This is a genomic window from Sphingobium sp. SA916 (assembly GCF_002894065.1).
In the GTDB taxonomy this organism is placed as follows: domain Bacteria; phylum Pseudomonadota; class Alphaproteobacteria; order Sphingomonadales; family Sphingomonadaceae; genus Sphingobium; species Sphingobium fuliginis.
Window position 1 is genome coordinate 18,969 of record NZ_LXYF01000067.1, and the last position, 8,820, is coordinate 27,788.

The 8,820-nt window shown below is 65.2% G+C and carries 8 protein-coding genes; 6 read left to right on the forward strand and 2 right to left on the reverse strand.

Annotated features, from left to right (window positions below; genetic code table 11):
• Positions 1 to 4 precede the first annotated feature (4 nt).
• Entirely contained in the window at positions 5 to 241 is a 237-nt protein-coding gene (locus A8G00_RS19835; RefSeq protein WP_025546856.1) for a hypothetical protein, read from the reverse strand.
• 222 nt (positions 242 to 463) lie between these two features.
• Here A8G00_RS19835 and A8G00_RS19840 point away from each other — a divergent pair, with 222 nt between their 5' ends.
• The gene (locus A8G00_RS19840) at positions 464 to 1,345 is read left to right on the forward strand and encodes a LysR family transcriptional regulator (protein ID WP_103001498.1); all 882 of its coding nucleotides are present in this window, start codon (positions 464 to 466) and stop codon (positions 1,343 to 1,345) included.
• Between the two features lie 55 nt (positions 1,346 to 1,400).
• Here A8G00_RS19840 and bla read toward each other — a convergent pair whose 3' ends face one another.
• Positions 1,401 to 2,297, reverse strand: a complete 897-nt coding sequence (gene bla, locus A8G00_RS19845; protein ID WP_103001501.1) for a subclass B3 metallo-beta-lactamase — start codon at positions 2,295 to 2,297, stop codon at positions 1,401 to 1,403.
• Between the two features lie 94 nt (positions 2,298 to 2,391).
• Here bla and A8G00_RS19850 point away from each other — a divergent pair, with 94 nt between their 5' ends.
• From A8G00_RS19850 to A8G00_RS19870, 5 genes are all read left to right on the forward strand, one after another.
• A complete protein-coding gene (locus tag A8G00_RS19850) occupies positions 2,392 to 3,279 on the forward strand; it encodes a LysR family transcriptional regulator (protein ID WP_065847605.1) in 888 nt (295 codons plus the stop codon).
• Between the two features lie 83 nt (positions 3,280 to 3,362).
• Positions 3,363 to 4,529, forward strand: a complete 1,167-nt coding sequence (locus A8G00_RS19855; protein ID WP_226870458.1) for an iron-containing alcohol dehydrogenase — start codon at positions 3,363 to 3,365, stop codon at positions 4,527 to 4,529.
• A gap of 108 nt (positions 4,530 to 4,637) precedes the next feature.
• On the forward strand, positions 4,638 to 5,690 hold the full coding sequence (locus A8G00_RS19860) for a choice-of-anchor A family protein (protein ID WP_065847606.1): 1,053 nt from the start codon (positions 4,638 to 4,640) through the stop codon (positions 5,688 to 5,690).
• Between the two features lie 94 nt (positions 5,691 to 5,784).
• Entirely contained in the window at positions 5,785 to 7,938 is a 2,154-nt protein-coding gene (locus A8G00_RS19865; protein WP_103001499.1) for a hypothetical protein, read from the forward strand.
• 23 nt (positions 7,939 to 7,961) lie between these two features.
• Positions 7,962 to 8,759: a DUF3142 domain-containing protein gene (locus A8G00_RS19870; protein WP_253258041.1), complete on the forward strand. Its 798-nt coding sequence runs from the start codon at positions 7,962 to 7,964 to the stop codon at positions 8,757 to 8,759.
• Positions 8,760 to 8,820 lie beyond the last annotated feature (61 nt).

Sequence of the window (8,820 nt, forward strand, 5' to 3'; positions counted from 1 at the left end):
GAGGTTACGAAACGGCACCGTCATGTTCGTCCAGCTTCAGCCAGGCGTTGCGCAATGCAAGGCTGCCGAATATGCCGACGGCTTTCAGCGTCGTGGCTTCCAGGGTCGGCACGCCATCGAGCAGCGCCAGGACAAGGCAGCCCAGGCCCAGAAGCATGGCGGCATAGATGGGCAGCGCCTCCAGGTCGTTCCATCCGATGGGGGCAAGGGCGTCGGCGCGGGAAAGCCGGATCGGCGGCATGACGGAAACTCCTCTTCCAAATGCAGGGATTTCCGCGAAAATGATGCGTTGCGAAAGGCGCGGTCAACGCTTCCCGCGCCGTGCAACCCAGTCTTGCGTCAGGATGAAACGAGCAAGAAACGCTAACAGTCCGGGCTTATTTCAGAGACGCGGCAATGAAAACATACGGTCTTGCAACCCGACTTCCGTTGCATCGCACCATGCCGGGCCTAGCTTGTCCCCATGCCTGATCGCTTTGCCGAGATCGAATCCTTCGTGACGATCGCCCAATCCAGCAACCTGTCGGAGGCGGCGCGGCGTCTGGGCCTGTCGCTGGCCGCGACCAGCCGCCGCCTGTCCCAACTGGAACAGCGGCTGGGGGTGCTGCTCGTCCGCCGCAACAGCCGGCATTTCAGCCTGACGGACGAAGGATCGCTGCTGTATGAACGGGCGGGCCACGCCTTGACCGCGATCGAGGAGGCGGAAACCGATCTGATGCGCCGGTCGACGGAGGCGAGCGGCACGCTGCGCATCGTCACGACCATCGACGCGGGGCGGGCGCGCCTGGCGCCGCTGTTCCACGAATATGCGCTGCTGCATCCCGACGTCACCCTGCATCTGGAAACGTCCGATCAGCCAGCGACCAGCATGATCGGCAGCGGGCACGACATCGCCATCTGCTTCGATCCGCCAGCCGACAGCGCACTGATGATGAAGCGGCTGGCGGACAATCCCCGGCTGCTCTGCGCCGCCCCCGCCTATCTCGACCGGCGTGGGCGCCCGTCGCGGACAGCCGATCTCGCGGGACACAACAAGATCGTCGTGGGCGCGTCGCAGGGCGAGTTGTGGCGAAGGATCATGGGTGGCGCGGCAGGATGGCGGCTGACGCTGAACACCAATGATGCCGAACTGGCGCGCGCCTGGGCGCTGGAGGGGTCGGGCATCGGCATCAAGTCGCTGTGGGAAGTGCAGGAGGATCTGGAGAACGGCCGGCTGGAGCCGGTGCTGCCCGACCTGTCGCTGCCGCCCTCGACCATCGCGGCGCTCTATCTGCCGGGGCAGTTGAATTCACCCAAGGTCCGCTCGTGCCTCAACTTTCTCGCACGCCGCCTGCGCGGATCATGACGCCTTCTCCGTCGATCCCGCCTTTCATCGATGGGATCGAAAGGGCAGGACGCCCCTATTTCACCGCCTCCTCCCGCTCCCGCGCGAGCCGCCTCGCCAGCAGTCGGCGTGACCGCCCGGCATAGCGGCGGCAGGCGCCGGGCGAGCCGTCATACCGCCCAGGACCGGCATTGTCCGGATGCGCGGCAATCAATATGTCGCACTTCAACATGCCCATGCGCCTGTAGCTGACAGCAAAACCTCTGACGATCGCGGCGCTGGAAGGCGCGGTAAAGCGGTAATTGTCGGCCGACACCGGGTTGAGGCTGGACGCGAAGACGATCTCCTTGCACGCCCTGCCCTCACAGGCGTTCCAGCTCCACGTCATGCTGCCCATCGTATGGCCGGGCGTCGCATGCGCCTTGATGGATATGCGGCCCAGCCTCAGGACTTCTCCGTCATCCATGATGCGCAGCCGCGACACCGCCGGCCAGGTGCCGCCATAATCGAATTGCGGATCGTCCTTTGCAAGTGCGCCGGCCCGCAGGCCCTCGGCGCCGCGCCGGCTGGCCACCACCGTGGCGCCAGTGGCGCGCGCCAGCGCCGCAAACCCGCCGGCATGATCATAATGCGGCTCGGTACTCAGAATAAATTTGATGTCTTTGGGATCGAACCCCAGCTTGCGGACATGCCTCAGGATCATCGGCGCCGCCTGCGGGAGCGCACCGTCGATCAGGACAAGACCCGCCCCCGTGTCGATCAGAACGACGCTCAGGCCGCCGAAACCCACCAGATAGCTGCTGCCGAAAATCTTCTCCGGCGGCAGAGGCGCAAGCCACTCCCGGGCTCTTTCCACCGCCATCGGGCGGGTCAAGGGGTCGTCCGCAGGCAAGGGCCCATGCGGTTCCGTCCTGACAGCCGCTGACGCGGAACTCACCGCCAGCGATGCGGCCATGGCCATCGATGCGATCATCTTCATCTCCCTTCCCTGCCGGGATGCCGATGGACGCTTTCGCGCACAAAGCATGATTTCTCGACAAAGCCATGAGAATAATTGATGACGGGCCATGGATCGCGCCCAACTTCCCCTGAACGCCCTGCGCGCCTTCGAAGCGGCGGCGCGCCACCTTAATTTCACCCGCGCGGCGATTGAGCTTTGCGTCAGCCAGGGGGCGGTCAGCCATCATGTCGCGCAGCTTGAGCGCCGCCTTGGCGTCCGCCTCTTTCACCGCCTGCCGCGTGGGCTGGCGCTCACGGACGAGGGGCATGCGCTCGTGCCCGTGCTGGCGGAGGCGTTCGACCGCGTGGGCGCGACGCTCGACCAATATGCCGGCGGCCGCTTTCGCGAGATGTTGAAGGTCGGCGTCGTCGGCACGTTCGCGACCGGCTGGCTGTTGCCCCGACTGGACGCCTTTGCCCGCGCCCACCCCGCCATCGACCTGCGCGTTTCGACCAACAACAATCGCGTGGACCTGGCGGGAGAAGCGCTGGATTTCGCCATTCGCTTCGGCGACGGCGCATGGCATGGCACCCATGCCGAACCCATGTTAGAAGCACCGCTGACGCCGCTTTGCGCGCCGGCCATGGCCGCGCGGTTCAGCGCACCTGCAGACCTCCTCCATGAACGGTTGTTGCGTTCCTACCGGCCGGACGAATGGGCGCTCTGGTTCGGGGCCGCGGGCGTTGCCGCCCCGCTTCTGCGCGGGCCCGTTTTCGACAGTTCGGCGCTGATGGTCTCCGCCGCCATGGCCGGCCTGGGCGTCGCGCTGGCGCCGCCCGTCATGTTCATGCGCGAACTCGCCTCGGAACTGCTCGTCCAGCCCTTCCCGATCATGATCGACGCGGGCCGTTATTGGCTCACGCGCCTCATCTCGCGTCCTGAAAGCGACGCGATGCGGCGCTTCCGCGAATGGCTTGCGGACAGCGGCGGGGCAGAAGCGCCGACCGCGCCATAGCACCGGATTCCGGCCCCGACATGGAGCCTTGTCCGCCCCATCGAAATCGTCCAGATTTCCATCGAACCGACGGCGGAGAACAGATGATGGGCTTTCAGGCGGCGCTTCCGCGCATCCTTCGCGTCGGCGGCGGCGTGTCCGGCGAACTCGCCCCGCTATTGGCGACATTGGGGCTGTCGCGGCCGCTGATCGTCACCGACCGCTTCCTGAAGGACGGCGGGCGAGCCGATGCCCTGATGGACGAACTGCACAAGGCGGGAATGGCCGCCCGCATATTTGCCGACACCCTGCCGGAACCGACCGCCGCCTCCATCGAGGAGGCCCGCGCCTTTCTGGAGGAGGGCGATCATGACTGCGTCGTCGGCTTCGGCGGCGGAAGCCCGATCGATAGCGCGAAGGCGATCGCGGTGCTCGCCGTCCATGGCGGCGTCTGCCGCGACTATAAGGTGCCCCATGTCCAGGACGCGCCCGGCCTTCCCGTCATTGCGATACCCACGACGGCCGGCACCGGATCGGAAGCGACGCGCTTCACCATCGTCACGGATGAGACGACGGACGAAAAGATGCTGCTGGCCGGCCTCGCCTATCTGCCGACAGCCGCCCTGGTCGATTTCGAACTGACGCTGACGATGCCGCCGCGCCTGACCGCCGACACCGGGATCGACGCGCTGACCCATGCCATCGAAGCCTATGTGTCGCGCCGGGCCAACCCCTTTTCGGACAGCTTCGCGCTATCGGCCATGCGCGCCATCGCGCCGCATCTGCGACGCGTATGGGCGGACCCGGAAGACCGCCCCGCACGCGAGGCGATGATGTTCGGTTCGACCCAGGCCGGCATCGCCTTCTCCAACGCCAGCGTCGCGCTGATTCATGGCATGAGCCGGCCGATCGGGGCGCATTTCCACGTGCCGCACGGCCTTTCCAATGCGATGCTGCTGCCGGCTGTCACCGCCTTTTCGGCGCCGGGCGCCCTTCGGCGCTATGCCGATTGCGCGCGGGCCATGGGCGTCGCCGCGGCGGAGGAGGGCGACCAGGGCGCCGTTGGCAAGCTGATCGAGGATCTGACCCGCATCAACGAGGAACTCCGTGTCCCCACGCCCGCCGCCTACGGCATAGACGCCGACAAATGGGACGCGCTGCTGCCGCTGATGGCGGAGCAGGCGCTCGCTTCCGGATCGCCCGGCAACAACCCCATCGTGCCGGACGCGGACGAAATCCAGGCGCTTTATCGCCAGGCCTGGGGGCCTTGATCCGGGGCCCGAGGCAGGTCGTAGCCATGCATGTCCCGATCCGGCACAACCCTATGTTAACCATCTTTAACCCTTAGCGTCGGGCGATCGGTCGCATAGGGTCGGCGCATGAAAAAGCTCAGCATTCTCTTCGCCGCCAGTGTTGCCGCCCTTGCAGCCTCGCCCGGCCTCGCTTCTCCCGTCGCGGGCACGGACGCGCTGCGCGAATGGAATCTGATCGTCCTTGGCAACCTCGATTCCTCTTCCGAAGTGGAAGGCAGAACCTTCGTGGGCGGCGACCTGACCGGCACGTCGTCCAATTATCAGATCGGCACGCCGACCGCCTCCCCCACCGGTCAGCCCGGCCTGACCGTGGTCGGCAACGTCACGGGCGGCGTCAAGAACCTGAACAACGGATCGGGCGCCGTCATCGGCGGCAATGTCGATAGCGGGTTCAACCTCAATGGCCCCAGCCAGACGGTGAAGGTCGGCGGGACGATCAACAACACCAACGTCAACCAGAATGTGGTGCAGTCCGGACTGGCCGGTTCGGACCCCGCCTTCATCGGCAACCTGACCGCCCAGGGAGCGACCCTGGCCGGCAGCATGAAACAATTGTCCGCGACCCTGTCGGGCCTTTCCCCGAACAGCCAGATGGACATCAGCGGCAATCGGGCGACCTTCAACGCGGCCCCCGATGCGGACGGTCTGGCGGTCTTTTCGATCACGGCGGCCGACCTCAATTCCATCGGGGAAATCGCCTTCCATCTGAATGGCGCGGATACGGCCATCGTCAATGTAAGCGGAGCGTCGATCAACCTGAACGACAATTTCCTGGGCGGCACCGCGGGACTGGGCGAACATGTCATCTGGAACTTTGGCGATGCGCAGAATCTGGACCTGACGACCAGTTGGGGCGGCTCCGTCCTGGCGCCGTGGGCGGCCGCCCATAGCAGCAATTACATTCAGGGATCGGCTGTGTTCGGCAGCCTCGATCAGGACGGGGAAATGCATCTGGGCACCTATAATGGCGGGTATAATCCGCCGGTGACGCCGCCCGGCGGCAGTTCGGGAGGAACGCCGGTTCCCGAAGGTCCGGCATGGCTGCTTTTCATCCTCGGGGCCGGTGCGCTGTTTTTCGCCAGGCGGCGGCGTCGTTCGGCAGCGGCCGGGGGAATGTAAGGCCGGCGTCTCCTGTCTTCGTCATTGCGTGGAAGCGATCTTTTGTTCACCTTCGCGCCGGATGATGAAAGAAGATGATCGGCAGGACCGCCCCATGGCCCGACATATGGCGTTTCACCGCAAACATCCCGTCGCCGCCGCGCTGGTGACGCTGGCGCTATCGGCAATCGGCCTGGGCGGGACTCTCTGGGCCTGCGCCGACTCTTCCTGCTCGCCCGGCTGGCAATTGGCTTCCCCCGATTATGATTGCGGCGGACGCGCGGCGATCAGCCCGGGCAACGATACGCGGATCAACATCCTGCTGCTCATGCGAAGCCTGAGGCCCGTGGACGGCCCTCGCAAAGGCGCGGCGACCGATATGAACAATCCGCAATTCGGTGGAACCTTCATGACATGGCCCGGCCTGCGCGCCGCCTTCTGGCCGGAAGCCGCAAGGGACAGCCAGGGCGATGGCGCTGCGGCGAACGGCCATGCGACCGACTGCGCGGCTTCCGCTGAAGCCACGGCAGCCTTCAATGCCGCGCTTGCCGTCGAGACCGGCCTGCCGGAGGCGGAACGCACCGAACTGGCGCGGCTGCGCGCACAGACCGGTTGCGGCACGGCCGATTGGGGAAATGCCGCGATCTCCAGCAGGCCGGGCCGCGAATATCTATCCTATCTGAAAGCGGCAGAGGCCTTCCACAAGGGCGACTGGCAGGTTGCGCGAGACAGCTTCGTTCCATTGACCCGCGCCCGCAGCCAATGGGTCGCGGAAACAGCGAAATATATGCCGATCCGTATCGGCCTGCGCGCGGCGGTGGCCCAGGCGGTCGATGAATATGGCGATTTCGCTGGCCCCGAAAAGGTCGATCGCGCCGCGGTCGCGGAGGCGGGCAACGCCATCTCCGCTTATCTCAAGGCCTATCCCAGGGGCCGCTATGCCGCATCGGCCGAAGGGCTGATGCGCCGCGTGGCGTGGTTGAGCGGGGACATGGCGGCGCTTGCCCGCAGCTATGAAAAGCTGCTGGCCACGGTGCCCGGCGACGATGAGGCAGCAGCCGATCTTGCAGAGGAGATCGACATCAAGCTGCTGGAACGTCAGGATGCGAGCCGGATCATCGGCAGCCAGAACGGAACGCCGCTGCTGCTGGCCGTAGCCGATCTCAAGCGGATGCGGCGGCAGGGCGCCGATCCGGCCGTCCTGTCTGCCGCCGAGCTGGCGGCGCAGAAGAGCCAGTTCACCGCCCATGCCGATCTTTACGGGCTGCTCCAGGCCAGCAGGCTCTATTATGCCGGGGACGATCCGAAGGCGATCCTGGCGCTGCTGCCCGATGCGGCGCGCAGCAGCCGCTTCACGCCGCTTGCTTTCAGCCGGCAGATGCTGCGCGGCATGGCCCTTGGTCGAACGCGCGATCCCAACGAGGCGGGATTCTGGCGCGATCTGCTGCGTGGGGCGAACCCGCTTTATGAGCGGCCGTTGGTGGAAATGGGGCTTGCTCTCCGCTGGCAGCGCGATGGACGGCTGGAGCAGGTCTTCGCGCCCGGATCGCCTGTCACGGACAGCATGACCCGGACGATTTTGCTGCAAACCCTGGCAAGCCCATCCATCCTGCGTGCGGCGGCGAATGATCGCACGCGTCCAGTGCGCGAGCGGGACGTGGCGCGCTTCACCTTGCTCTACAAGGATTTGACGAGAGGAGCCTTTGGCGATTTCACCGGCGATCTTGCGCTGGTGCCCGCCAGCGCGGGAAGCGAGGGCGGGCTATGGGACTTCTCCCAGCAGGACATGATTCCGGTGGGGCTGTTCCGAAAGGGCAGATGGTCGGACGGCTTTCCTTGCCCCAGCATAGCGCAAACCGCCGCGACTCTCGCGCACGCTCCCGCCAATGCAAAGGCGCGGTTGTGTCTGGGCGATTTCTATCGGCTGAACGGTTTCGATGGCTTCAGCCTGTTCAAGGCAGGTGGCGACAGGTTCAGCCTCGGCAATGGGCCGGACGGCTTTTCCGGCCGCCCGCTGTCTCGCGCGGACATTTATGCCGCGATCATCGCGGACAAGGGAGCGGCGGCTGAAGACCGGGCCTATGCTCTGTATCGTGCCGTGATGTGCTATGCGCCGTCTGGCTTTAACGGTTGTACCGGGCCCTATCGCAGCTATGAGGAATTGGAGGCGGCGCAGGCACCTCAAGCCGATCGCAAGGCGTGGTTCACCGAGTTGAAGCAGCGCTATCCCGACAGCCGATGGGCAAAGTCCCTGCGTTATTATTGGTGAACATGCGTGCAAGCGGATGGTCGATGGCGCTGCTGGCGCTGCTGGCGTTGACCGGCTGTCGGCGCGAAACGGAGGCGGAGCGTGTCGATCCGGCTGGTCATGAGGCATTCTATCTCTGGCCTGGCGTGCGTCCGGCAAAGAATGTCCGGGCGAAGATCCTCTACCTTCTTGACGGAGAGGTTCGGCGTAGGGGACCCGTCCGGCTGGAAAAGCTGCGCATGGGGATGCCCCGGTTGCCGAGCAAGAAGATCTGGCTGGTCGTCAGGGCAGATCGGCTGGATTGGAATGATGCTGTTTACGAGACGATCTTCGACGATCTGCATCGCTGGCGCGAGGCAGGCAATGAGGTTGTCGGACTCCAGGTCGATTTCGATGCCGCTACGCGCGGGATCGGCGGCTATGGCAATTTTCTGCGTGATTTGCGGCAACGCCTGCCCCGCCATTGGCGGCTGTCGATCACCGGCCTGATGGACTGGAGCGCCCATGGCGACCCGCGGGCCCTAGCAAGACTCGCCGGCCTGATCGATGAGGTTGTGGTCCAAACCTACCAGGGTCGCATTGGCGGGCACCGCCTATGCTATCGCGTCATCCGCAATTCAAAGGCTATGTGGTGTTCTTGCTATCCCGCAACAGCTCTGACGGCCATTGATTCTCAACCGGTTCCTTCCAGGAAATCTACCCAGGGTTGGAGGGTGGGTTTGAGGTATGATTTGGTCTGGTGGTTTGTCGGTTGCCAGCGCGACCTGAGGGGGTGCGCTTGGGGGGCATTGCGCCTGGGCGCAGGAGATTGCGAATGGGTTAATGTGAAGCGCGAGCTATAATGCCTGGCGACGCCCTACTCTTCCGGGGCTTGAGCCACAGTACCATCGGCGCAGACTGGTT

Bases quoted from the DNA above. Each gene is read 5' to 3' on its own strand.
- A8G00_RS19835 (WP_025546856.1), bottom strand. From the start codon at position 241: ATGCCGCCGATCCGGCTTTCCCGCGCCGACGCCCTTGCCCCCATCGGA.
- A8G00_RS19840 (WP_103001498.1), top strand. From the start codon at position 464: ATGCCTGATCGCTTTGCCGAGATCGAATCCTTCGTGACGATCGCCCAA.
- bla (WP_103001501.1), bottom strand. From the start codon at position 2,297: ATGATCGCATCGATGGCCATGGCCGCATCGCTGGCGGTGAGTTCCGCG.
- A8G00_RS19850 (WP_065847605.1), top strand. From the start codon at position 2,392: ATGGATCGCGCCCAACTTCCCCTGAACGCCCTGCGCGCCTTCGAAGCG.
- A8G00_RS19855 (WP_226870458.1), top strand. From the start codon at position 3,363: ATGATGGGCTTTCAGGCGGCGCTTCCGCGCATCCTTCGCGTCGGCGGC.
- A8G00_RS19860 (WP_065847606.1), top strand. From the start codon at position 4,638: ATGAAAAAGCTCAGCATTCTCTTCGCCGCCAGTGTTGCCGCCCTTGCA.
- A8G00_RS19865 (WP_103001499.1), top strand. From the start codon at position 5,785: ATGGCCCGACATATGGCGTTTCACCGCAAACATCCCGTCGCCGCCGCG.
- A8G00_RS19870 (WP_253258041.1), top strand. From the start codon at position 7,962: ATGGCGCTGCTGGCGCTGCTGGCGTTGACCGGCTGTCGGCGCGAAACG.